The sequence below is a fragment of the Vibrio hibernica genome (genome assembly GCF_015223435.1).
GTDB classification, from domain to species: Bacteria; Pseudomonadota; Gammaproteobacteria; order Enterobacterales; family Vibrionaceae; genus Vibrio; species Vibrio hibernica.
The window spans coordinates 1-23472 of the sequence record NZ_VHKO01000031.1; the positions used below are offsets into that span (position 1 = coordinate 1).

Consider the following 23472-nt stretch of genomic DNA (forward strand, 5'->3'; position numbering starts at 1 on the left):
TGCTTAAGACACTAAAGTTTAAGTTAGATACGAATTGTATTTGACTAATGACTATCAAAAAGGGCATCATTTGATGCCCTTTTTCTGCACTGAACAAAAAGCAAAGTGTTTTTTGTGCTATTCAGTAAAGAATCTACATTAGATTTAAGATCTAATTTGTTTAGTTTATGGTCTTCTATAAGCTAATGAGTTAGCCCTGCTATAGCGGGGTTATTGTCGTTAAAACAAAACTTGTCACAGGTTTGATTATGAAAGCCAAAGCTGAAACTCATGAGAGCTCAAAAGCTGCAGATGCTTTTAAGTGGTTGATCACTTTTGCTCTGTTAGCCGCTGCTGTTGTCGGTAATTACCTGTATGGTGATATGTCTGTTGCTATTCGCGCCGCAGCTGTTGTTATTCTTATCGCTGCAGCGTTAGGCGTTGCCGCATTAACAACGAAAGGTAAAGCTACGATAGTTTTTGCTCGAGAAGCAAAGCTAGAAGTTCGCAAAGTCATCTGGCCTTCGCGCCAAGAGACAATGCAAACCACGTTTATCGTATTAGCTGTAAGTATTGTAATGGCTCTATTGCTTTGGGGTATCGACGGTATCATGGTCCGTTTGATTGCTCTAGCAACTGGGGTGTAAGGGGTTTTAAATGAGTGAAGCACCAAAAAAACGCTGGTATGTCGTTCAAGCTTTTTCAGGATTTGAAGGGCGTGTTGCGCAGTCTCTTCGTGAACATATTAAAATGCATGCTATGGAAGAATCCTTTGGCGATGTATTAGTTCCAACTGAAGAAGTTGTCGAGATGCGTGCAGGTCAACGTCGTAAAAGTGAGCGTAAATTCTTCCCAGGCTACGTGTTAGTCCAAATGTTGATGAATGACGAATCATGGCACTTAGTACGTAGCATTCCTCGTGTTATGGGCTTTATTGGTGGCACCTCAGATCGTCCAGCTCCAATTACGGATAAAGAAGCAGAAGCTATTTTAAACCGTTTAGAGAAGGCGAGTGAAGCACCAAGGCCGAAGACATTGTTTGAGGCGGGTGAAGTTGTTCGAGTTACTGAAGGCCCATTTGCGGACTTTAACGGTACAGTTGAGCACGTTGATTATGAAAAAAGCCGTATAAAAGTGTCTGTTTCGATTTTTGGTCGAGCAACACCGGTTGAATTAGAATTCAGCCAAGTCGAGAAGAACGACTAATCAGTTCATCGCTGGATGACAGATCCAAGTGTTTTGTTGAAATAATAAACAAGATGCTTGTATAAGGTTCGAAATTTATTTATAATTTCGCGCCTTTTTACAGGGTTTACCTGTTAAAAGTTTTCACATAAATCGGGGAGCTAATGAATGCATTAGCGATTGAACCCAAAATTTAGGAATTATCATGGCTAAGAAAGTAGAAGCTTATATCAAACTGCAAGTTGCAGCTGGTATGGCAAATCCGAGTCCACCAGTAGGTCCTGCACTAGGTCAACATGGTGTAAACATCATGGAATTCTGTAAAGCATTTAATGCAAAAACAGAATCTATGGAGAAAGGTCTTCCAACTCCAGTTGTTATCTCTGTATACAGCGACCGTTCTTTTACGTTTATCACTAAAACACCGCCTGCAGCTGTTCTTTTAAAGAAAGCCGCTGGCCTAAAATCTGGTTCAGCTCGTCCAAATACGGACAAAGTGGGTACAATCACTGACGCTCAAGTGCAAGAGATTGCAGAAACTAAAGCGACTGATATGACTGGCGCAGACATCGAAGCGATGAAGCGTTCTATCGTGGGCACTGCTCGTTCAATGGGCCTAGTGGTAGAGGGATAAGATCATGGCAAAACTAACTAAACGTATGCGCACTATTCGTGAAAAAATCGAAGTGTCTAAAGAATACGAAATCAATGAAGCTATCGTTCTTCTTAAAGAACTAGCAACGGCTAAGTTCGTAGAAAGTGTTGACGTTGCTGTTAACCTTGGTATTGATGCTCGTAAATCTGATCAAAACGTTCGTGGCGCAACGGTTTTACCGCATGGTACTGGCCGTGATATTCGCGTTGCAGTATTTACTCAAGGTGCAAATGCTGAAGCGGCTAAAGCTGCTGGTGCAGATATCGTGGGTATGGAAGATCTAGCTGAACTTGTTAAGAAAGGCGAGATGAACTTTGACGTAGTGGTTGCTTCTCCTGATGCAATGCGCGTTGTTGGTCAACTTGGTACTATCTTAGGTCCACGCGGCCTAATGCCAAACCCTAAAGTTGGTACTGTAACTCCTAACGTTGCTCAAGCAGTTAAAAATGCTAAAGCAGGTCAGGTTCGTTACCGTAATGACAAAAACGGCATCATCCACACAACTATTGGTAAAGTGAGCTTTGACGCGAACCAACTACAAGAGAATTTAGAATCTCTTTTAGTCGCGCTTAAGAAAGCAAAACCTTCTTCAGCGAAAGGTACTTTCCTGAAAAAAGTGAGCATCTCTACCACTATGGGTGCTGGTGTTGCAGTTGATCAAGCAAGCTTAGATACTAAAGCTAGCTAATTAATTTGCTTAGGCGTGAAATTTGTGTATAATTTTGCGCCTATTTGACATGGTTGGAGTATTGCTTTTTTTGTCTACTTCTTTTTTAGAAAAAGACAGAGCAAATGATGCTTCCATCCAAGACCGTAGGTGATTCATTCATTTTAATGTATGAAACTTAATTTTACCTACGTAGATGGTGCCCGAACGGATGGTCGTATTTCATTTCTTGAAATATTCATTTGGGAATGCACCAAAAGAACCCTCAAAATTTTTGAGTGGTGTAACTACAACCAGGAGTAAATCCAAATGGCTTTAAATCTTCAAGACAAACAAGCAATTGTTGCTGAAGTTAACGAAGCAGCCAGTGGTGCACTTTCTGCAGTTGTTGCTGACTCTCGTGGCGTTGCTGTTGGTGCGATGACTTCCCTACGTAAACAAGCTCGCGAAGCGGGTGTTTACCTGAAAGTTGTTCGTAACACATTGGCTCGTCGTGCGGTAGTTGGTACAGACTACGAATGTCTTCAAGACGTATTCGTTGGTCCTACTTTGATCGGTTTCTCTAATGAGCACCCTGGTGCTGCTGCGCGTCTTTTTAAAGACTTTGCAAAAGAGAATAAGAAATTCGAAATCAAAGCAGCTGCATTTGAAGGCGTTATTACTGATGCTGATCGACTAGCGACACTACCTACTTACGACGAAGCTATCGCACGCTTAATGATGTGCATGAAAGAAGCTTCTGCTGGTAAGTTGGTACGTACTATCGCTGCTGTTCGTGATCAAAAACAAGAAGTTGCGGCATAAGCCCTACTTTAATTTTGATTACCATATAAACTTATTGTTAACTTTAAAAGAGAATTGTTATGTCTATTACTAACGAGCAAATCCTAGACGCAGTTGCAGAAATGTCTGTAATGCAAGTTGTTGAGCTTATCGAAGCTATGGAAGAAAAATTCGGCGTTTCTGCTGCTGCAGCTGTTGTTGCTGGTGGCGCTGCTGCAGGTGATGCTGCAGAAGAGCAAACTGAATTTGACGTTATCTTAACTGCTATTGGCGGAAACAAAGTTTCTGTAATCAAAGCAGTACGTGGCGCGACAGGTCTTGGCTTGAAAGAAGCTAAAGGTCTAGTTGATAGTGCTCCTGCTCCGCTTAAAGAAGCAATTTCTAAAGACGAAGCTGAAGCTCTTAAAGCAACTCTAGAAGAAGCTGGTGCTTCTGTTGAAATCAAGTAATTATTATTTGATTTCTTAGCCGCAAGGCTAATGGCTGGTGGTTTATTAACCACCGGCCTTTTTGCGCTGTAGGGTGTAGACTAATTTTCCCGCTGTTTAGGCGTCTATATCCAAGCAAAAAACACCGTTAAGACTCTGCTGAAATAACTTTTAGATGAGATTAGGGTGTCACTACAGAAAACAGTGTTGTTAGTCACTGTCCCCGTGTTACCAACTCAGTTGGTTTCAACGTGTTTTGGGCAGTTCGGGTCACTTATCAGCTAGCTGAGGAACCCCATGGTTTACTCTTACACCGAGAAAAAGCGCATCCGTAAGGATTTTGGTAAGCGTCCACAAGTTTTGGACGTTCCATATTTGCTATCGATCCAGCTCGATTCATTCGACAAGTTCATTGAACAGGATCCTGAAGGTCAATATGGTCTGGAAGCTGCCTTCCGTTCTGTATTTCCAATCCAGAGCTATAATGGCAATTCTGAGCTGCAATACGTTAGCTACCGTCTTGGTGAGCCAGTGTTTGACGTTAAAGAATGTCAAATTCGTGGTATCACTTATTCGAAGCCACTACGCGTAAAATTACGTTTAGTTGTTTTTGATAAGGAAGCACCAGCAGGTACCGTAAAAGACATCAAAGAACAAGAAGTCTACATGGGCGAAATTCCGCTTATGACAGACAATGGTACCTTCGTAATCAATGGTACTGAGAGGGTTATCGTATCCCAGTTGCACCGAAGCCCAGGCGTGTTCTTCGACAGCGATAAGGGTAAAACTCACTCGTCAGGAAAAGTGCTTTATAATGCACGTGTTATTCCTTACCGTGGTTCATGGTTAGATTTTGAGTTCGATCCAAAAGATAACTTATATGTACGTATTGACCGTCGTCGTAAATTACCGGCGTCTATCATTTTACGTGCATTGCGCAAAACGACTGAAGAAATCTTAGATATCTTCTTTGAAAAAGTGCGTTTTGAAGTAAAAGATCAAACTCTATTAATGGAGTTAGTACCAGATCGTCTACGTGGTGAAACCGCTTCTTTTGATATTGAAGCGAATGGCACAGTTTACGTAGAGGCTGGACGTCGTGTTACTGCTCGTCATATTCGTAGCCTAGAAAAAGATGGTGTGGAATTCATTGAAGTTCCAGTTGAATACATCGTAGGTAAAGTAGCTTCAAAAGATTATATCGATGAAGCAACTGGCGAAATTATTGTTGCAGCAAACCAAGAAATTTCTTTAGAAGCATTGGCGAATCTTTCTCAAGCAGGCTACAAGCAACTTGAAGTTCTATTTACCAATGATCTAGACCATGGCCCATTCATGTCTGACACATTACGTGTTGACAGCACAACCGATCGTATTTCTGCTTTAGTAGAAATCTATCGCATGATGCGCCCTGGCGAGCCACCAACAAAAGAAGCCGCGGAATCACTATTTAACAGTTTGTTCTTTGCTGAAGAGCGTTATGACTTATCGACTGTTGGTCGTATGAAGTTTAATAGCTCAATTGATCGTGAAGATGCTCAAGAGCAAAGTATTCTTGATGAAACTGATATTATTGCAGTGATGAAGAAGCTGATCGGTATTCGTAACGGTGAAGGCGAGGTTGATGATATCGATCACCTTGGTAACCGTCGTATCCGTTCTGTTGGTGAGATGGCTGAAAACCAATTCCGTGTTGGTCTAGTCCGTGTTGAACGTGCAGTGAAAGAACGTCTAAGTCTTGGTGATTTAGATGCGATCATGCCACAAGATCTTATCAATGCTAAGCCGATTTCGGCTGCAGTGAAAGAGTTCTTCGGCTCATCACAGCTTTCTCAATTTATGGATCAGAACAACCCGTTGTCAGAAGTGACGCACAAACGTCGTATTTCTGCATTAGGGCCTGGCGGCTTGACACGTGAGCGTGCTGGTTTTGAAGTACGTGATGTTCACGTAACTCACTACGGTCGTTTATGTCCAATCGAAACGCCTGAAGGTCCAAACATCGGTCTAATTAACTCATTATCAGCGTTTGCTCGTTGTAATGAATATGGTTTCCTTGAAACCCCTTACCGTCGCGTTGTTGATGGTATTGTGACTGAAGATGTGGATTATCTGTCAGCTATTGAAGAAGGTCAGTTTGTTATCGCTCAGGCGAACGCACACTTGACTGATGACAGTCGCTTTGCTGAAGAGCTCATTACTGCTCGTCAAAAAGGTGAATCTGGTCTACACCCACGTGATCATGTGAATTACATGGACGTGGCAACAAACCAAGTTGTATCTATCGCTGCTTCGCTTATCCCGTTCCTAGAACACGATGATGCGAACCGTGCATTGATGGGTGCAAACATGCAACGTCAAGCGGTTCCAACACTACGCGCTGATAAGCCGTTAGTTGGTACTGGTATTGAGCGTAATGTGGCGGTTGACTCAGGTGTAACTGCGGTAGCGAAACGTGGCGGTACAGTTCAGTCTGTAGATGCTTCTCGTATCGTAGTAAAAGTTAATGAGGAAGAATTAGTACCAGGCGAAGCCGGTATTGATATCTATAACTTAACTAAGTACACCCGTTCTAACCAAAATACATGTATTAACCAACGCCCAACTGTGATGCCTGGTGAACGCTGTGCACGCGGTGATGTAATCGCTGATGGTCCTTCAACCGACCTTGGTGAATTAGCGCTTGGCCAAAACATGCGTATCGCATTTATGCCTTGGAATGGTTACAACTTCGAAGATTCCATCTTGGTTTCTGAGCGTGTTGTTCAAGAAGACCGTTTCACTACGATTCACATTCAAGAACTGTCTTGTGTGGCTCGTGATACTAAGCTTGGTAGTGAAGAAATTACGGCTGATATTCCAAACGTAGGTGAGTCTGCTCTGTCTAAATTAGACGAGTCAGGTATCGTTTACATCGGTGCTGAAGTGAAGGGTGGCGACATCCTAGTTGGTAAAGTAACCCCTAAAGGTGAAACTCAGCTAACTCCGGAAGAAAAGCTTCTACGAGCTATCTTCGGTGAGAAAGCATCAGATGTGAAAGATACATCTCTACGTGTACCTAACTCTGTTTCTGGTACGATCATTGATGTTCAAGTCTTTACTCGCGATGGCGTAGAAAAAGACAAGCGTGCGCTTGAAATTGAACAAATGCAGCTTAAAGAAGCGAAAAAAGATTTGACTGAAGAGTTCCAAATCTTAGAAGGCGGCCTATTGGCTCGTGTTCGTTCACTTCTTCTATCTGGCGGCTTCTCTGAAGCTCGACTAGATGGCATGGAGCGTAAGCAATGGTTAGTACAAACACTGGAAGATGACAATCTTCAATCTCAGCTTGAACAACTTGCTGAGCAGTGGGACGAGATTAAAGCTGACTTTGATAAGAAGTTTGATACTAAGCGTCGTAAGATCACTCAAGGTGATGATCTTGCACCAGGTGTACTGAAAATTGTTAAGGTTTACCTTGCAGTTAAACGTCGCATTCAGCCTGGTGATAAGATGGCGGGTCGTCATGGTAACAAGGGTGTTATCTCTAAGATTAACCCTGTTGAAGACATGCCTTATGATGAAAAAGGTCAACCTGTTGATATCGTGCTAAACCCACTGGGTGTACCGTCACGTATGAACATTGGTCAGATCTTAGAAGTTCACTTAGGTCTTGCTGCTAAAGGTATTGGCGACAAGATCAACCAGATGGTGAAAGAGCAACAGGAACTGGCTAAGTTCCGTACGTTCTTACAGAAGGTTTATGATCTAGGTGATACTCGTCAAGAAGTTAATATTGCTGAATTGTCTGATGACGAAGTTCGCACTTTAGTTAAAAACTTACGTGGTGGTCTACCGATCGCAACGCCAGTGTTTGATGGTGCTAACGAACCAGCAATTAAAGAGCTGCTTGCTCTTGCCGACCTTCCAACGTCAGGTCAATTAGATCTGTATGACGGACGTACTGGTGATAAGTTTGAGCGTCCTGTAACTGTCGGTTACATGTACATGCTAAAACTGAACCACTTGGTTGATGACAAGATGCACGCACGTTCTACTGGCTCGTACAGCCTAGTAACTCAGCAACCACTTGGTGGTAAAGCTCAGTTCGGTGGCCAGCGTTTCGGTGAGATGGAAGTATGGGCACTAGAGGCATACGGTGCTGCTTACACTCTACAAGAAATGCTAACGGTTAAGTCTGATGATGTGAATGGCCGTACTAAGATGTATAAGAGCATCGTAGATGGTGATCACAGCATGGATCCTGGAATGCCAGAATCTTTCAACGTATTGTTGAAAGAGATTCGCTCTCTAGGTATTAACATCGAGCTAGAAGACAAAGAGTAATTATTAATTGCAGCGCAAAGTCTGAAATTAATATAGCACCTTGGATTAACCCGGTAGAAAAGAGGCGTTCAACCGAACGCCTCTTAACTCCTTACAGGAGCTGATTGTGAAAGATTTACTGAACTTTCTAAAAGCACAGCATAAGACCGAAGAATTTGATGCAATCAAAATCGGTCTAGCTTCTCCAGACATGATTCGTTCATGGTCGTTTGGTGAAGTTAAAAAGCCAGAAACTATTAACTATCGTACGTTCAAGCCTGAGCGTGACGGTTTGTTCTGTGCTCGTATTTTTGGTCCAGTAAAAGACTACGAATGTCTTTGTGGTAAATACAAGCGCTTGAAACATCGTGGTGTTATCTGTGAGAAGTGTGGCGTAGAAGTTACACAAACTAAAGTTCGTCGTGACCGTATGGGCCATATTGAACTAGCATCTCCAGTAGCACACATTTGGTTCTTAAAATCACTACCATCTCGTATCGGCCTATTAATGGATATTCCGCTACGTGACATCGAACGTGTTCTTTACTTCGAAATGTATGTAGTGACGGAGCCTGGCATGACTGATCTTGAAAAAGGTCAAATGCTAACGGAAGAAGAATACTTAGATCGCCTAGAAGAATGGGGAGATGAGTTTGTAGCGAAAATGGGTGCTGAAGCGATCAAAGATCTGCTACACACCATGGATATGCACGCAGAAGTTGAACAAATGCGTGAAGAGCTAGAAACCACTAACTCAGAAACTAAGCGTAAAAAACTGACCAAGCGTCTGAAGCTAGTTGAAGCCTTTATCCAATCAGGTAACAATCCTGAGTGGATGATCTTAACTGTACTTCCAGTATTGCCGCCAGATCTACGTCCTCTAGTTCCACTAGATGGCGGTCGTTTTGCGACTTCAGATTTGAACGACTTATACCGTCGTGTGATCAACCGTAATAACCGTTTGAAACGTCTTCTAGACCTAGCTGCTCCAGACATCATCGTACGTAACGAAAAGCGTATGTTGCAAGAGTCTGTTGATGCACTTCTAGATAACGGTCGTCGCGGTCGTGCGATCACAGGTTCTAACAAACGCCCTCTTAAATCTTTGGCTGATATGATCAAAGGTAAACAAGGTCGTTTCCGTCAGAACTTACTTGGTAAACGTGTAGACTACTCTGGCCGTTCTGTAATCACAGTAGGTCCATACCTTCGTCTACATCAGTGTGGTCTTCCTAAGAAGATGGCACTAGAACTATTTAAACCATTTATCTACAGCAAGCTAGAATCTCGTGGCATGGCTACAACGATTAAAGCGGCTAAGAAAATGGTAGAGCGCGAAGAAGCGATCGTTTGGGATATCCTAGATGACGTTATTCGTGAGCACCCAGTTCTACTTAACCGTGCACCAACACTTCACCGTCTTGGTATTCAAGCATTCGAACCTGTACTTATCGAAGGTAAAGCGATTCAGCTTCACCCACTTGTGTGTGCGGCCTATAACGCCGACTTCGATGGTGACCAAATGGCGGTACACGTACCGTTAACATTGGAAGCACAGCTTGAAGCACGTACGTTAATGATGTCTACCAACAACATCCTTTCACCAGCATCTGGTGATCCGATCATCGTACCTTCTCAGGACGTTGTATTGGGTCTTTACTACATGACTCGTGACAAGATCAACGTTAAAGGTGAAGGTATGTACCTTGCTGGCCCAGAAGAGGCTGAAAAGGCGTACCGTACTAAGAGTGCTGAGCTACATGCTCGCGTTAAAGTACGTATCACTGAAACGATTGTTGATGAAGATGGTAACAGCACAACGAACACGGCAATGCGTGATACCACCGTTGGTCGTGCAATGCTTTGGCAGATCGTACCAAAAGGTCTTCCTTTTGAAATCGTGAACCAGAAGTTAGGTAAGAAACAAATCTCTACCTTACTGAATGAGTGTTACCGTAAGCTGGGTCTTAAAGATACTGTAATCTTTGCTGACCAAATCATGTATACAGGTTTTGCATACGCAGCACTTTCAGGTGTTTCTGTTGGTATCGACGATATGGTTGTACCGGCAGCAAAATACACTGAAATTTCAGCAGCTGAAGAAGAAGTACGTGAAATCCAAGAGCAATTCCAATCTGGTCTTGTTACTGCGGGCGAGCGTTACAACAAAGTTATCGATATCTGGGCGTCTACTAACGACCGTGTTGCAAAAGCGATGATGGATAACCTTTCTTTTGAAACTGTTGTTAACCGCGATGGTGTGGAAGAGCAACAAGAATCGTTTAACAGCATTTATATGATGGCTGACTCCGGTGCTCGTGGTTCTGCAGCACAGATTCGTCAGTTAGCGGGTATGCGTGGTCTGATGGCGCGTCCAGATGGTTCAATCATCGAAACGCCGATCACAGCAAACTTTAAAGAAGGTCTAAACGTTCTTCAGTACTTCATCTCAACTCACGGTGCTCGTAAAGGTTTGGCCGATACTGCACTGAAAACAGCGAACTCAGGTTACCTGACTCGTCGTTTAGTAGATGTGGCTCAAGATGTTGTTGTTACTGAACATGACTGTGGCACTTTCGAAGGCGTTTACATGATGCCTCATATCGAAGGTGGTGACGTTAAAGTTGCACTGACAGAGCTTGCGCTTGGTCGTGTTGTAGCAGAAGACGTAATTAAGCCTGGTAGCAGTGAAGTTTTAGTTCCTCGCAACACTTTGATTGATGAGAAGTGGTGTCAGATCCTAGAAGCTAACTCAGTTGATAGTATGCGTGTACGTTCAGTTGTAACGTGTGAAGCAGACTTCGGTTGTTGTGCAAACTGTTACGGTCGTGATCTAGCTCGTGGTCACCTAGTCAACCAAGGTGAGGCAGTTGGTGTTATCGCTGCTCAATCAATCGGTGAACCTGGTACACAGCTAACCATGCGTACGTTCCACATCGGTGGCGCGGCATCAACGGCAGCAGCAGAAAACAGCATTCAAGCGAAAACGACCGGTACTGTGAAACTTCACAATGCTAAGTTTGTTATCAATAAAGATAAGAAACTTGTTATCACTTCTCGTGCATCTGAGATGACGATTATTGATGAGTTTGGCCGTACTAAAGAGAAGCACAAACTTCCTTATGGTTCTATGCTAAGCAAAGCGGATAACGAAGCGGTTACAGTAGGCGACATCGTTGCTAACTGGGAAGCGCATACCATGCCAATCATCACTGAAGTGGCAGGTCGTATCCAATTTGTTGACATGATTGACGGTGTGACCATTTCTCGCCAAACTGATGACCTAACTGGCCTATCTTCAAGTGAAGTAGTAGACCCAGCACAGCGTTCAACAGCGGGTAAAGATATGCGTCCAGCTATCAAACTGGTTGATGCGAAAGGTAATGATGTGATGATCCCTGGTACTGATATGCCAGCGAATTACTTCCTACCAGGTAAGGCTATCGTAAACATTGAAGATGGAGCAGAGGTTGGTATCGGTGATACTTTATCTCGTATTCCTCAGAAATCGAGCGGTAACCGCGATATTACCGGTGGTCTACCACGCGTAGCTGACTTGTTTGAAGCTCGTAAACCAAAAGAGCCTGCGATCCTTGCTGAGCACACAGGTACTGTGTCGTTTGGTAAAGAAACCAAAGGCAAACGTCGTCTATTGATCACTCGCGAAGGCGGTGACGTTTATGAAGAAATGATTCATAAACATCGTCAGCTAAACGTATTTGAAGGTGAGAAAGTAGAACGTGGTGATATCATCTCTGATGGCCCAGAAACACCACATGACATCTTACGTTTACGTGGTATTCATGCTGTTACTCAGTACATCGCTAACGAAGTTCAGGAAGTTTACCGCTTACAAGGCGTTAAGATTAACGATAAGCACATTGAGACTATCGTTCGTCAAATGCTACGTAAGTGTACGATCACCCATGCTGGTGATTCTGAGTTCCTTGCTGGCGAACAAGTTGAGTTCGCAAACGTTAAAATTGCTAACCGTTTATTAGAAGCGGAAGGTAAAGAGCTTGTACGTTTTGAGCGTGACTTACTAGGTATTACAAAAGCGTCTCTAGCAACTGAGTCGTTCATCTCTGCTGCATCGTTCCAAGAAACGACGCGAGTACTTACTGAAGCTGCGGTTTCTGGTAAGCGTGATGAATTACGTGGCTTGAAAGAGAACGTAATTGTAGGTCGTCTGATCCCTGCTGGTACCGGTTATGCCCACCATCAAGAGCGTCAGAAAGAGCGTCTTGAGCAAGGTCCTTCTGTTGAACAAGCAACGGATAACCTAGCGGCACTTCTTAACGCTGGATTCTCAGAAGACTAAGTCTTTCGAATATTCAGATAAAGTATTAAAGGCACCTTCGGGTGCCTTTTTGTTTTTAGGGGATTTAATTTAGTTTATTGATAATATAAGAAAATTTGTGGGTATTCCTTGAACTCATGGTGTTAAAAAATAGAAGGCGTATACTTTTGACTGTTTTTCATGTTTTAAGTGAATCGTAATAATGCTCTACCTCTTCCCTATGGTTACCGTATTTATTTGGGCTGGTAACTCCATTATTAATAAAATGGCTTCTACCGTCATTGATCCTGGCGCGATCTCTTTTTATCGTTGGTTTGTCGCTTTGATCGTATTGACACCTTTTCTGGCAATTCCTACTTGGAAGCGTAGAAAACAAATTATTCCTTACCTACCTAAACTTGCTTTTCTTTCTTTGCTTGGAATGGTGTTAAATCAATCGTTAGGTTATTACGCAGGGTTGACTACGACAGCGCTCAATTTATCGCTTATTACGTCTCTTGTGCCTTTAATCGGATTGTTTCTGAGTATTCCACTATTAAATCAAAAACTGACTTTGTATGCGGTTTTAGGCGCGGCTATTTCGTTTTCGGGTTTACTGATCATGTTAAGCCATGGGAATGTAATGTCATTGTTTGTGCAAGATATTAATGAAGGGGATTTGTTGGTTTTATTAGCGACATTGGCTTACGCGTTATATGTCGTCTTGATCAAGCGTTGGCGGATGCCTATTTCAAATTGGCAGTCGGTTTATATGCAAGTTTGTTGTGCGATTGTTTTTCTGTTTCCACTGTTTAGCCTGAGCGCTCCTGTTATATTTACTCAACAGACAGTGCCATTAATTTTGTATGCAGGTTTACTGGCTTCGATTATCGCGCCTTGGTGTTGGATGATGGGGATTGAACATTTAGGTGCGGATAAAGCGGCTATTTTTATGAACCTTATGCCAGCACTAACTGCGGTTTTAGCGAGTTTTATTTTGCATGAAAAATTGACGCTATTTCATTATGTCGGGATGATCATGATTATAGGCGGGGTTATTCTGGCGCAGAGAAGTCGTAATGTGAAACCTATAATAGCCAAGGTGCCACAAAAATAACAAGTAAACATTATCGCCATCCAGTAGGGTGGCGATAAACCAATCGTTGGTGTATTTAAGCCCCTGGCGGGATCTCTAAACTTTCAGCAATCATTTGAATAAGCTGATCTTCTAACTCAAACCGCTCTTCCATAACCTCTCCAATTTCAGACAGATCGGCATCAAAGTCTTCTAATTCATCTTCTGCTGCAACATCAGCATACTTATCGGTGTAATTGAGTAGCGGTTCGGTCGTTTTGACGATATCAAAATAAGTACGGTCTATTTCTTCTGTCGGTGAGAACCCAGTAGAATGCCATTTAGCCATGACCATATCATAAATTTTAAAATGACCTGCAGAGATGTAATCGACGACATGTTGACAGAAATTTTGTAATTCTTCTGGAGGTGGAAGTTGAGTGAGGGCGGCTTTTTTGTTGGCGTTTGGTTTTAAGGCGGCAAGCTTGCAATATTCAACAAGCAATACTTGGCGAGTAGAAAGCCAATGGTCGATAACATCGCTAGAGCCACCAAATTGGGCTTGAGTTTGTTTAAATTTATTTAGCATGACGGTATCCTCTTTATTGCTGTTGCATGATTTGCAATCAGCGTCTCTACTGGGTAGAGCATCCTTTTGATTGTGTATACCATGATCCTTATAAGTGATAATGGATACCCAATCGATAACCACTGGTATGAAATTAGATTGCCAGTAAAATGGTGGAACTTCAAGCAATGAGGGAAGCGGATGTTAAATAAATATCAAAAAGTCTACTGGTGTATCGTTGACGGTAGCGAAATCTATTTTCCGGATCAAAGCTTGCCGTATGGGTCGGCAGAAGAACTAAATTTACCGCTCGAACAAGCCTTAAATATTGGCAGTTATCTCGGCACGCCATGCTATTGGATTAATGCCAGCGAAATTGATTCTCTTTTTGATATGACATCGTTACGTGATTTATTAACGCAACCGGAAGCTTTATTTTTAATGGCAAGTCGCGCGGTACAGTTTGGCCATATGTTTACGACGCAACGCTTTTGTTCGCAGTGTGGCGGTCGAAATCATCTGAATATTAATCAAATTGCCATGCAGTGCAGTGATTGCCGTACTTTGCACTATCCGCGTATTTTTCCTTGTATTATTGTGGCGATAAAAAAAGATCATCAAATCCTCCTCGCCAATCATGCAAAGCATACTAGTGGCATGTATACCGTGATTGCTGGATTTGTGGAAGTTGGGGAAACGCTTGAGCAATGTGTCGCCCGTGAAATCAAAGAAGAAACGGGTATTAATGTAAAAAATATTCGTTATTTTGGCAGTCAACCGTGGGCATTTCCGTCGAGTATGATGGTCGGCTTCTTGGCTGATTATGATTGTGGCGAGATCAAGGTAGATAAAACGGAGTTAGCCGCTGCGAATTGGTTTAGCGCCGGGTGTCTTCCTCCAGTGGCTCCGAAAGGGACAATTGCCCGAGCCTTAATTGAGCATACTTTAGGTTGTGAGATTATGAATTAGGCAAGATATGTAATCATGAGACAAAAAAAACCTCCGGGGATGCCGGAGGGGTAAGTAAGATGTCGTTATGGTTGCGGAACATCATGTGTCCTCGCTTATTATCATTCTTCATTAGCAAACTAAATTGCTAGCTAACAAAGTATTAACAAATTCCTTGATGCAAGCAAATATCAGACGACTTTAATGTTGGATAACATGATCTCCATAACAAACCAATAGCAAAATGTGCGCTAAGTAATGCTAGAATAATGCCTTTCAAGTTAAGGGAAAACAAATGACTGAATTAAAAAATGACCGCTACTTACGTGCCTTAATGAAAGAGCCAGTAGATTACACGCCGGTATGGATGATGCGCCAAGCTGGCCGCTATTTACCAGAATATCGTCAAACTCGTAGTGTGGCTGGTGATTTTATGTCACTTTGTAAAAATGCCGAGTTAGCATCAGAGGTGACTTTACAGCCGCTGAAACGATTTCCATTAGATGCCGCCATTTTATTCTCTGATATTTTAACGATTCCTGATGCGATGGGATTAGGTTTGTATTTTGAAGCCGGTGAAGGTCCAAAATTTGAACGCCCAATTACCTGTAAAGCGGATGTCGATAAAATTGGCCTACCAGATCCAGAAGGCGAGTTGCAATATGTAATGAATGCCGTTCGCCAAATCCGTAAAGATCTGCAAGGCGAAGTACCGTTGATTGGTTTTTCTGGCAGTCCGTGGACGCTAGCGACTTACATGATTGAAGGTGGCAGCTCAAAAGCCTTTACTAAAATTAAACAGATGATGTATGCCGATCCAAGCATCTTGCATGCGTTATTAGATAAACTAGCCGATAGTGTTGTCGAATATCTGAATGCTCAAATCAAGGCAGGGGCTCAATCTGTTATGGTATTTGATACTTGGGGCGGCGTATTAACGCCACGTGATTACCAAGACTTTTCGTTACAATACATGCACAAAATCGTCGATGGTTTAATTCGTGAAAATGACGGTCGCCGTGTACCAGTTACGCTATTTACTAAAAATGGTGGTATGTGGCTTGAGAAGATTGCGGCGACAGGCTGTGATGCTATTGGCTTGGATTGGACCATTAATATTGCCGATGCGGTGGCTCGCGTGGGTGATAAAGTAGCGTTGCAAGGCAATATGGATCCATCTATGTTGTATGCTCAGCCTGAACGTATTCGTCAAGAAGTCGCTTCTATCTTAGATGGGTTTGGTGATGCTGGCACAGGACACGTATTCAACTTAGGTCATGGTATTCATCTTGACGTACCGCCAGAAAATGCTGGGGTGTTTGTGGATGCTGTGCACGAACTGTCGAAACCTTATCATCGATAATTAAAATACAATTAAATCAAAGCGTAGCCACTGAGCTGCGCTTTTTTATACCCATTGTATATTGAGAGATCGGATGAGTTGCGATTTTGTGTTATTGGCATAGAATAAAATCACTCATGGATGAATCAGACAATAGACACATTGAACTTATGTTTATGAAAATAAATCGAAATACTATCTCAATAAACCAAATATCACGGAGCCTAGCTCTACGCAAGCAAATGGTTCATTCATCTTATCTTGCTATCTTCTCTTGGTTTTTATTGTTCACTCCAAATGCATGGGCTGAAGAGGTGTCTTTTTATCAAGCATGGCAGTCTGTTCTGACCAATAACGATGGCTTGGCCGCCGAACGTGCCAATGTTGATCAGGCGCAACTTAAGCAAGATGCTTCGGGTGCTTTGAATTTACCCAGTGTCACGCTAAGTGCTAATTACACTCGGTTAGATGATGATGTAGAAATATCACCTTCTGATCTGGCAGAAAGTATGCCGATTGGTTCCAGTGCATTGATTAAAGCATTTGATGGCATGTTGACTTCGACCTTGATGGACAAAGATGTTTTTACCAGTTCAATTCGTGCTATTTGGCCCATTTTTACTGGAGGCAGAATTTCGGCAGCGCAAGATATTGCCGAAGGTAAAAAAGACGAAGCGAAATATATGTTGCAGATGAAGCAACAGGCGAAGTTTGAAGATTTGTCTAAATATTATTTTGGCGTCGTGCTTTCTGAGCAAGTTTTCGCTACTCGCCAAGAAGTCGAACAAGGTCTAAAAGAACATTTCGAGCACGCAAAAAAACTGGAAGAGCAAGGGCAAATAGCCAGAGTTCAGCGCTTACAAGCCGAAGTGGCGTATGACAAAGCCAAAGTCGAGACTCGCAAAGCGCAGCGTAATGTCGAAATTACTCAAATGGCCCTTACCCATTTACTGAAAGCCAACAGCCTTACTCGCCCTTCCACTAAGCTATTTATTAATGAAAGTTTGCCACCTATGCAGGCATTTTTGGACAAGACTTTAAATGAATATCCCGGGCTTAGTATTTTAGATGCTAAAGAAAAGCAAGCCGATGGATTGGTTGGGGTTGAGAAAGGAAAATATTACCCAGAAGTATTCGTGTATGGAAATTACAATGTGTACAGTGATGACACTTTGGTCGGCAATACGACGCCAGATTGGTTAGTCGGCGTTGGCGTCAGTATTCCTTTAATTGATACCTCGGGTCGGTCAGACAAAGTGAGCGCTGCGCACATGGCCAAAAGGCAAGTCGGGTATTTACGCGCCCAAGCAAAACAAGATTTATCCTTGCTGGTGGAAAAGACTTACCGTGAAGCCTATCAATCATTAGAGGAATATAACGGGCTTGAATCGAGCGTGTCGATGGCACAAGAAAATATCGATCTACAACAGAAGGCTTTTAGCCAAGGATTATCGACCTCATTAGATGTCGTCGATGCCGAAATGTATCTCAGCAGCATTAAAACTCAGCGTTCAGCTGCGGCTTATCAATATGTTTTGTCGCTCTCTCGCTTACTGGCGGTGAGTGGTGAAATGGACAGCTTTAACCAATACCAACAATATAAAGGATTAGAGGTACATTAATGAAGACGATACTGAGTACCACGAAGTCAAAAGTGATAGTTGTCTTGGTATTGATCCTGATTGTTTGGGTTGGTTATACCTTTTGGCAAGCTTATCAGACTAAGCCTGAACGTTTTCAAGGCCAAGTCGAAGCGCAGCAATACCTTATTTCATCAAAAGTGGCGGGCCGTATTGACCAAGTGTTGGTAAAAAAAGGCGATAAAGTCACCTCTGGACAAATGATCTTCACCATTTTAAGCCCTGAAATTGAAGCGAAATTAGAGCAAGCTAAAGCGGGACAGGCAGCCGCGGGCGCAATGTCTGCTCAGGCTGAGAAAGGGGCAAGAAACCAAGAGATTGCAGCGGCCAAAGATCAATGGAATAAAGCCAAAGCGGCCTCAAACTTGATGGAAAAGACGTTTAAACGCGTGGATAATTTATATCAAGATGGTGTGGTAGCCGAACAAAAACGCGATGAAGCGATGACACAATGGCAAGCGGCCCGCTATACCGAACGGGCGGCTTATCAAATGTATCAAATGGCGCAAGAGGGAGCACGAGTTGAAACCAAATTGGCGGCCAAAGAAAAAGAACGCATGGCAGCTGGCGCGGTAGCAGAAGTGGAAGCGTATGCCGCGGATACTAAAATATCGAGTTGGCACGATGGTGAAGTCAGCGACATATTATTGCATTCTGGTGAATTAGCGCCACAAGGCTTCCCAGTGGTGACGATTGTTGATATGCAAGATGCGTGGGCGATCTTTCATGTACGAGAAGATAGCTTGAAAGCGTTTAAACAAGGCGTTGAATTTAATGTCTCTATTCCTGCTCTTGGTACTGATGTGTACCGCTTTAAAGTCTCGCATGTGTCGGTGATGGGCGATTTTGCCACTTGGCGTACTACCGATGCCAATCAAGGTTTTGATATGCGCACTTTTGAAGTCGACGCTCGCCCAGTCAAACCGATTAAGGATCTTCGAGTTGGTATGAGTGTGTTACTTGAATCTGATGCTCAATAATCACGATGACGATGCGCGCCTGTTTTTTACATGAACTGAAAATAGTCCGAGAGCAGCCTTGGTTACAAGCGATGTTGTGGTGGTTACCATTGCTAATGTTTGTATGTTTATGGCTGGTGTTTTCGAGTGGCACGGCGCGTAATTTACCAATTGGCGTGGTAGATAATGATCACAGCGTGATTTCGCGAGGCTTGATCCGTTATTACGATGCTAGCCCAACATTGGCGGTGACTCAGCAATATACCTCCATTCAACAAGGCAGCGCGGCTTTAAAGAATGCCGATATTTACGCATTGGTCGTCATTCCTCATGATACCTATAAGCAAACCCTATTAGGTGAATCGCCGACCGTGACGGCATTTTATAATAGTCAGTTTATTTTAACCGGTAAGTTGATTAATTCGGCGATGCAACAAGCGCAAGGTACTTATAATGCTGGCATTGAAGTGATGTCTTCATTAAGCAAAGGCAATATAACCCCTACACAAGCATTGGCCAAAGCCGTTCCCATTCGTAGTCAGATCACACCTTTATTTAACAGCAATAGCCATTATGGTCAGTTCTTAGTTTCGGCTGCAATCCCCGCGATTTGGCAAATCATCATTGTTGCTACCACTATTTTGACCATGGCGGCTGAGCAACGAAAGCAAGGACTGCCGGTATGGTTAAACCCACATCCAGGGCAAACCTTGCTGATGAAATTACTGCCTTATACGGGATTCTACTGGTTGCAAGGCGTTGTGTTTTTATGGGGGATGTATGTGTGGCTTGATTGGCCGATGCACGGATCGTGGCGGATCTTAATGATCGCACAATTATGCATGGTACTGGCCTGTCAAAGTGTGGGGGCATTGTTTTATATGCTCACACAAAATGTGACTCGCTCGATGAGTTTTGTCGCCGCGTTTACCGCACCCGCTTTTGCTTTTATGGGGATCACCTTTCCCGCATCGGATATGCCTTTTTTAGCTCAATTCTGGCGCGCACTATTACCAGTTAGCCACTATATCGAGTTGCAAGTGAATCAAGTCAATAATGGTGTGGGTTTAGCGCAGTCAATTGGGCAAATATTCGCTTTGCTTTGTTATGGCGTAGTACTGGCCATCGCAATATGGCTGGCGGTTGGCATTGCTAACAAAGCGAAAAATAATGCGGTAGAGCAGGTAGATTTATGATGAGCTGGTGGCAGGTTTTTCGTTGTGAATGTCAGGCTATTTTTACCAACTCAGCGTTGTTATTGACGGTGTTTGGTGGCGTGGTGATGTACTCTTTTTTATACCCTTTACCTTATAGCCAACAATTACCGCGTGAACAAGCAATCGTGGTGGTGAACTTAGATAACACCGCTACCAGTCGTGAATTGGAAAGGATGGTCGATGCTACGCCGCAAGTTGAGATTTTGCAACATGCATACAGTTTGAAAGATGCCCAGCACTCGCTTAATCAAGGTGATGTACATGGGATATTAGCGATCCCAAAAAACTTTAGTCGAGATTTATTATTAGGTAAAAGCCCACCTTTAGCTTATGCCGGAGATGCCGCTTATTTTTTGATTTATGGCACTGTGGTGGAAGGACTAGCCTCTGCTGGAGGGACGTTATCGGCAAAAGCCAAAGTCTCTCGCATGGTGATGTCGGGTGAAAACTTGGTTTTAGCTTCCAATCAATACGCCCCTGTTAAGTTGTCGATGCAACCGGTTTTTAATCCCAGTAATGGTTACGTTAATTATGTTGTCCCCGCGGTCTTTGTATTGATTTTGCATCAAACCTTATTGATTGCTGCAGGATTGGTGGGAGGGGAGCAAAATGAATCGCGCCGCGCGGGAATTACAGGTTATTGGCAACGTAGTGCAACTATTGATCGTTGGTCTGCACGTTTAGTGATTCTTCTGCTGACCTATATCCCACTCGCGTTGTATTACTTTGGTTTTAGTTTTCAATTTTATGGCATCAGTCGTTTAGCCTCAATGGGTAATATCTTAGCGATGTTAATCCCATTTTTAGCTGCGGTGATTGGGCTTGGTATGGTAATGGGCGAGCTTATCCCAAGGCGCGAGCTGGCGACACTCATTGTGGTACTCAGCTCATTGCCATTAGTGTTTTGCGCCGGCTTTATTTGGCCAACTTCTGAGCTGCCTCTGGGGTTGCAATATTTAGCGAAACTTTTCCCCTCTACACCGGCCATTAATGGATTCCTACGTTTAAATCAAATGGGTGCGAGCTTTCAACAAGTGCTGCCTTATTGGGGGTTGTTGTGGGGGCAAGCGGTCACTTATGGCGGATTGGCGTTGTGGTTGATGGCGCGAAAAAATAAAGGTGATATTTCAGCAGCTAAAGAATCTTAGTTTTAATTAAGGCTTGGATATAAGGAATGACATCTTGTTCGAACCATGGATTCTTTTTGAGCCAAATATTATTGCGTGGTGATGGATGCGGGATCGGCACATAGCTCGGTGCCCATCGTTGCCAGTTTTTCACGGTTTCGGTTAATGTCTTGGGCTTGTCGCCTAAATTAGAACCGCTTAGTTCAGAATTACTGAGATAATAATTTTGAGCGTATTGGCCGATCAGCAACGTCATTTCAATATTAGGTAACTGAGCCAGTAAGGCTTGATGCCATTGCGGAGCGCATTCTTTTCTTGGTGGTAAATCGCCGCTTTTTCCTTTTCCTGGATAGCAAAATCCCATTGGCATAATGGCGACTTTAGTCGGATCATAAAAAGTCTCGCTATCCATGCCAAGCCACAAGCGTAATCGCTCACCACTGGCATCATTAAAAGGCACGCCAGATTGGTGCACTTTAATTCCTGGCGCTTGACCAATAATGAGCAATTTGGCATTTGGATGCGCTTGCACGACTGGGCGGCAGCCAAGCTCCAGTGCCGATTCACAGATCCGACACTGATTTATTGCCGTTAATAATGTCTTCATTAATAGCCTCGAGTAAAATCGACTTTATTTTTTAGTGGTTGCTGCTTATTAAATAAATGATAATTTTCGGTGAATATTTCCCATACTTGTTCAGGAAAGCTGGTGGCGGCAATATGCGGCGTGACCGTGATATTAGGATGATGCCAAAATGGTGAATCGTTACGAATAGGTTCATGACGGAAAACATCTAAAAAGGCATGAGTTATCTGCCCAGATCCTAATGCGGCTAATAAGGCTTCATCATCGACAGTATACCCACGGCCAATATTAAATAATAATGCACCATGACAATGTTCAAAGGCCGAATACGATAATAATTTATCCGTTTGTGGTGTGTTAGGCAGTGCATTCACAACTACATCGGCCTGTGCCAAAGCGCGATCCAATTGTGCAATCGGATAGATATGATGAAACGCATTCTGAGTTGGTGCTTGACCACTTCTGTTGACCCCCACGGCAATAAATCCTAGCGCAGAAACTGCTTTGGCTAATTGATGACCAATTGAACCAGTCCCAAGAATAACCATAGTTTTATCTTTGACGCTTTGGTATGGGTGTATTTGCCATTGTTTCGCTTGCTGCTGCTGTTGATATAGGGCGAAATGACGGAAATAGCTCAAGCTATAGCCAAGTACATATTCACTGATTAATTGCCCAAAAATACCTTTTACGTTGGTTAATTGATAATCACAGCGTAGATTTTTCTCTATTAAAGCATCAACACCCGCGTAGGTAGACTGTAACCAAGTAAGATTAGGGAATTGTTCAAGCTGAGTAGCTATTTGAGGTGGATCGGCTAATACTATGGTGGCTTGGCTTTTATCTTGCGTTAATACAATATTTGGAAGTGTTTGTTGCTGTAGGAAATCGTGATAAATAGAAGCTTGTTTCGCCACAATATAAAGTTGGTGAGGAACATTAATCTGATGGGATTGTTTTTGTGGCGCTTGCGTATTATTCGTCATTGGATTTGTGCCGTCCCTTGTGTTTTATTTATTGATTCAGGTTTAGTAAACCAAGCTGTTTTCAAGTAAACTTCCGCTGTCTTTTTTTGAATCTATTTTCGAGTACTTATGCTACAGAATCCTTTGCAAGTCCGTCTAGAGAAATTCGTGCCATGGCAACAAATCACCTTCATGGCCTGTTTATGTGAGCGCATGTATCCGAATTACGCTTTGTTTTGTGATAACACTGAATTTTCAGATGCGCGTAAGTATCGAGAGATTTTAGATAGCGTATGGGAAATTCTAACGGTTAAAACTGCCAAGGTTAACTTTGAACGTCAACTGGAAAAACTTGAAGAGTTGATCCCAAGCTCAGAAGAGTATGAATTCTACGCGGTTTACCCAGCAATCGATGCCTGTGTTGGTCTCTCTACTTTATTACATGCGTTGCTTGATCGCGATGATATGTTCGATGACATGATTGAACTAAGCCAGGTTTCAGTTAGAACCGTTGCTCAATTAGAAGAAGCACAAGGCTGCGATCCTATTACCAATGACAATCAAAAAGAAAACGAAGCCGTTTGTCAGGAGTGGGATGTTCAGTGGGCATTATTCCGTCCATTACGCGAAGCTGAAAAACGTGACATTGATTTGATAAAAGAATTGAGGATTGAATTACGCGTAGAAGGGATCAGTAATATTGGGATCGGCTTAGATTAACGAGCTGTTCTTTGTTTTTAGCTGACAAATGTTAAGCGAATATA

At 43.0% G+C, this 23472-nt stretch carries 19 protein-coding genes; 16 read left to right on the forward strand and 3 right to left on the reverse strand.

Features of this window, described 5'->3' with window-relative positions; all coding sequences use genetic code 11:
* Nucleotides 1-248: 248 nt before the first annotated feature.
* From secE to FH976_RS11060, 9 genes are all read left to right on the forward strand, one after another.
* On the forward strand, nucleotides 249-626 hold the full coding sequence (gene secE / locus FH976_RS11020) for a preprotein translocase subunit SecE (RefSeq protein WP_190332729.1): 378 nt from the start codon (nucleotides 249-251) through the stop codon (nucleotides 624-626).
* A gap of 10 nt (nucleotides 627-636) precedes the next feature.
* Entirely contained in the window at nucleotides 637-1185 is a 549-nt protein-coding gene (gene nusG / locus FH976_RS11025; RefSeq protein ID WP_194090911.1) for a transcription termination/antitermination protein NusG, read from the forward strand.
* Nucleotides 1186-1369: 184 nt separating this feature from the next.
* Entirely contained in the window at nucleotides 1370-1798 is a 429-nt protein-coding gene (gene rplK, locus FH976_RS11030; RefSeq protein WP_194090912.1) for a 50S ribosomal protein L11, read from the forward strand.
* A 4-nt stretch (nucleotides 1799-1802) separates the two neighbouring features.
* A complete protein-coding gene (gene rplA, locus FH976_RS11035) occupies nucleotides 1803-2507 on the forward strand; it encodes a 50S ribosomal protein L1 (RefSeq protein ID WP_194090913.1) in 705 nt (234 codons plus the stop codon).
* 288 nt (nucleotides 2508-2795) lie between these two features.
* Nucleotides 2796-3290, forward strand: a complete 495-nt coding sequence (gene rplJ, locus FH976_RS11040) for a 50S ribosomal protein L10 (protein ID WP_194090914.1) — start codon at nucleotides 2796-2798, stop codon at nucleotides 3288-3290.
* Between the two features lie 59 nt (nucleotides 3291-3349).
* On the forward strand, nucleotides 3350-3718 hold the full coding sequence (rplL, locus tag FH976_RS11045) for a 50S ribosomal protein L7/L12 (protein WP_194090915.1): 369 nt from the start codon (nucleotides 3350-3352) through the stop codon (nucleotides 3716-3718).
* Between the two features lie 276 nt (nucleotides 3719-3994).
* Nucleotides 3995-8023 (forward strand): DNA-directed RNA polymerase subunit beta, encoded by a 4029-nt coding sequence (gene rpoB, locus FH976_RS11050; protein ID WP_194090916.1) that lies wholly within the window; start codon nucleotides 3995-3997, stop codon nucleotides 8021-8023.
* 106 nt (nucleotides 8024-8129) lie between these two features.
* Nucleotides 8130-12323, forward strand: a complete 4194-nt coding sequence (gene rpoC, locus FH976_RS11055; protein ID WP_194090917.1) for a DNA-directed RNA polymerase subunit beta' — start codon at nucleotides 8130-8132, stop codon at nucleotides 12321-12323.
* A gap of 181 nt (nucleotides 12324-12504) precedes the next feature.
* Nucleotides 12505-13398, forward strand: a complete 894-nt coding sequence (locus FH976_RS11060; RefSeq protein ID WP_194090918.1) for a DMT family transporter — start codon at nucleotides 12505-12507, stop codon at nucleotides 13396-13398.
* A gap of 55 nt (nucleotides 13399-13453) precedes the next feature.
* Here the strand turns inward: FH976_RS11060 and rsd are convergent, their stop codons facing one another.
* Nucleotides 13454-13945: a sigma D regulator gene (gene rsd, locus FH976_RS11065; protein WP_194090919.1), complete on the reverse strand. Its 492-nt coding sequence runs from the start codon at nucleotides 13943-13945 to the stop codon at nucleotides 13454-13456.
* A gap of 180 nt (nucleotides 13946-14125) precedes the next feature.
* Between rsd and nudC the strand changes: the two genes are divergently transcribed.
* The 6 genes from nudC to FH976_RS11095 all read left to right on the forward strand — a co-directional run bounded on the left by nudC (nucleotide 14126) and on the right by FH976_RS11095 (nucleotide 21178).
* Nucleotides 14126-14893, forward strand: a complete 768-nt coding sequence (gene nudC, locus FH976_RS11070; RefSeq protein WP_194090920.1) for an NAD(+) diphosphatase — start codon at nucleotides 14126-14128, stop codon at nucleotides 14891-14893.
* Between the two features lie 274 nt (nucleotides 14894-15167).
* The gene (gene hemE / locus FH976_RS11075) at nucleotides 15168-16235 is read left to right on the forward strand and encodes a uroporphyrinogen decarboxylase (protein WP_194090921.1); all 1068 of its coding nucleotides are present in this window, start codon (nucleotides 15168-15170) and stop codon (nucleotides 16233-16235) included.
* Nucleotides 16236-16456: 221 nt separating this feature from the next.
* Nucleotides 16457-17836 (forward strand): TolC family protein, encoded by a 1380-nt coding sequence (locus FH976_RS11080; protein WP_194090922.1) that lies wholly within the window; start codon nucleotides 16457-16459, stop codon nucleotides 17834-17836.
* Nucleotides 17836-18834: an HlyD family secretion protein gene (locus FH976_RS11085; RefSeq protein WP_407701643.1), complete on the forward strand. Its 999-nt coding sequence runs from the start codon at nucleotides 17836-17838 to the stop codon at nucleotides 18832-18834. Before FH976_RS11080 ends, FH976_RS11085 begins: the two co-directional genes overlap by 1 nt.
* 11 nt (nucleotides 18835-18845) lie before the next feature.
* Nucleotides 18846-20009, forward strand: coding sequence for an ABC transporter permease (locus FH976_RS11090; RefSeq protein ID WP_228767411.1), 1164 nt, complete (start codon nucleotides 18846-18848; stop codon nucleotides 20007-20009).
* Nucleotides 20009-21178 (forward strand): ABC transporter permease, encoded by a 1170-nt coding sequence (locus tag FH976_RS11095; protein ID WP_194090934.1) that lies wholly within the window; start codon nucleotides 20009-20011, stop codon nucleotides 21176-21178. The genes FH976_RS11090 and FH976_RS11095 overlap by 1 nt, the downstream gene beginning before the upstream one ends.
* On the opposite strand, the gene FH976_RS11100 is transcribed toward FH976_RS11095, so the two are convergent.
* Both FH976_RS11100 and FH976_RS11105 read right to left on the reverse strand, forming a co-directional pair.
* Complete coding sequence (locus FH976_RS11100; RefSeq protein WP_194090924.1) at nucleotides 21165-21764, reverse strand: uracil-DNA glycosylase family protein; 600 nt, start codon at nucleotides 21762-21764, stop codon at nucleotides 21165-21167. The two genes, FH976_RS11095 and FH976_RS11100, sit on opposite strands and share 14 nt — an antisense overlap.
* A complete protein-coding gene (locus tag FH976_RS11105; RefSeq protein WP_194090925.1) occupies nucleotides 21764-22729 on the reverse strand; it encodes a D-2-hydroxyacid dehydrogenase in 966 nt (321 codons plus the stop codon). The genes FH976_RS11100 and FH976_RS11105 overlap by 1 nt, the downstream gene beginning before the upstream one ends.
* A gap of 108 nt (nucleotides 22730-22837) precedes the next feature.
* On the opposite strand from FH976_RS11105, the gene FH976_RS11110 reads away from it, so the two are divergent.
* On the forward strand, nucleotides 22838-23428 hold the full coding sequence (locus FH976_RS11110; RefSeq protein ID WP_194090926.1) for a YjaG family protein: 591 nt from the start codon (nucleotides 22838-22840) through the stop codon (nucleotides 23426-23428).
* The last annotated feature ends 44 nt before the right edge of the window (nucleotides 23429-23472 follow it).

Coding starts and splice junctions, on each gene's coding strand:
- secE (WP_190332729.1), top strand. CDS start 249: ATGAAAGCCAAAGCTGAAACTCATGAGAGCTCAAAAGCTGCAGATGCT.
- nusG (WP_194090911.1), top strand. CDS start 637: ATGAGTGAAGCACCAAAAAAACGCTGGTATGTCGTTCAAGCTTTTTCA.
- rplK (WP_194090912.1), top strand. CDS start 1,370: ATGGCTAAGAAAGTAGAAGCTTATATCAAACTGCAAGTTGCAGCTGGT.
- rplA (WP_194090913.1), top strand. CDS start 1,803: ATGGCAAAACTAACTAAACGTATGCGCACTATTCGTGAAAAAATCGAA.
- rplJ (WP_194090914.1), top strand. CDS start 2,796: ATGGCTTTAAATCTTCAAGACAAACAAGCAATTGTTGCTGAAGTTAAC.
- rplL (WP_194090915.1), top strand. CDS start 3,350: ATGTCTATTACTAACGAGCAAATCCTAGACGCAGTTGCAGAAATGTCT.
- rpoB (WP_194090916.1), top strand. CDS start 3,995: ATGGTTTACTCTTACACCGAGAAAAAGCGCATCCGTAAGGATTTTGGT.
- FH976_RS11060 (WP_194090918.1), top strand. CDS start 12,505: ATGCTCTACCTCTTCCCTATGGTTACCGTATTTATTTGGGCTGGTAAC.
- rsd (WP_194090919.1), bottom strand. CDS start 13,945: ATGCTAAATAAATTTAAACAAACTCAAGCCCAATTTGGTGGCTCTAGC.
- nudC (WP_194090920.1), top strand. CDS start 14,126: ATGTTAAATAAATATCAAAAAGTCTACTGGTGTATCGTTGACGGTAGC.
- hemE (WP_194090921.1), top strand. CDS start 15,168: ATGACTGAATTAAAAAATGACCGCTACTTACGTGCCTTAATGAAAGAG.
- FH976_RS11080 (WP_194090922.1), top strand. CDS start 16,457: ATGGTTCATTCATCTTATCTTGCTATCTTCTCTTGGTTTTTATTGTTC.
- FH976_RS11085 (WP_407701643.1), top strand. CDS start 17,836: ATGAAGACGATACTGAGTACCACGAAGTCAAAAGTGATAGTTGTCTTG.
- FH976_RS11090 (WP_228767411.1), top strand. CDS start 18,846: ATGCGCGCCTGTTTTTTACATGAACTGAAAATAGTCCGAGAGCAGCCT.
- FH976_RS11095 (WP_194090934.1), top strand. CDS start 20,009: ATGAGCTGGTGGCAGGTTTTTCGTTGTGAATGTCAGGCTATTTTTACC.
- FH976_RS11100 (WP_194090924.1), bottom strand. CDS start 21,764: ATGAAGACATTATTAACGGCAATAAATCAGTGTCGGATCTGTGAATCG.
- FH976_RS11105 (WP_194090925.1), bottom strand. CDS start 22,729: ATGACGAATAATACGCAAGCGCCACAAAAACAATCCCATCAGATTAAT.
- FH976_RS11110 (WP_194090926.1), top strand. CDS start 22,838: ATGCTACAGAATCCTTTGCAAGTCCGTCTAGAGAAATTCGTGCCATGG.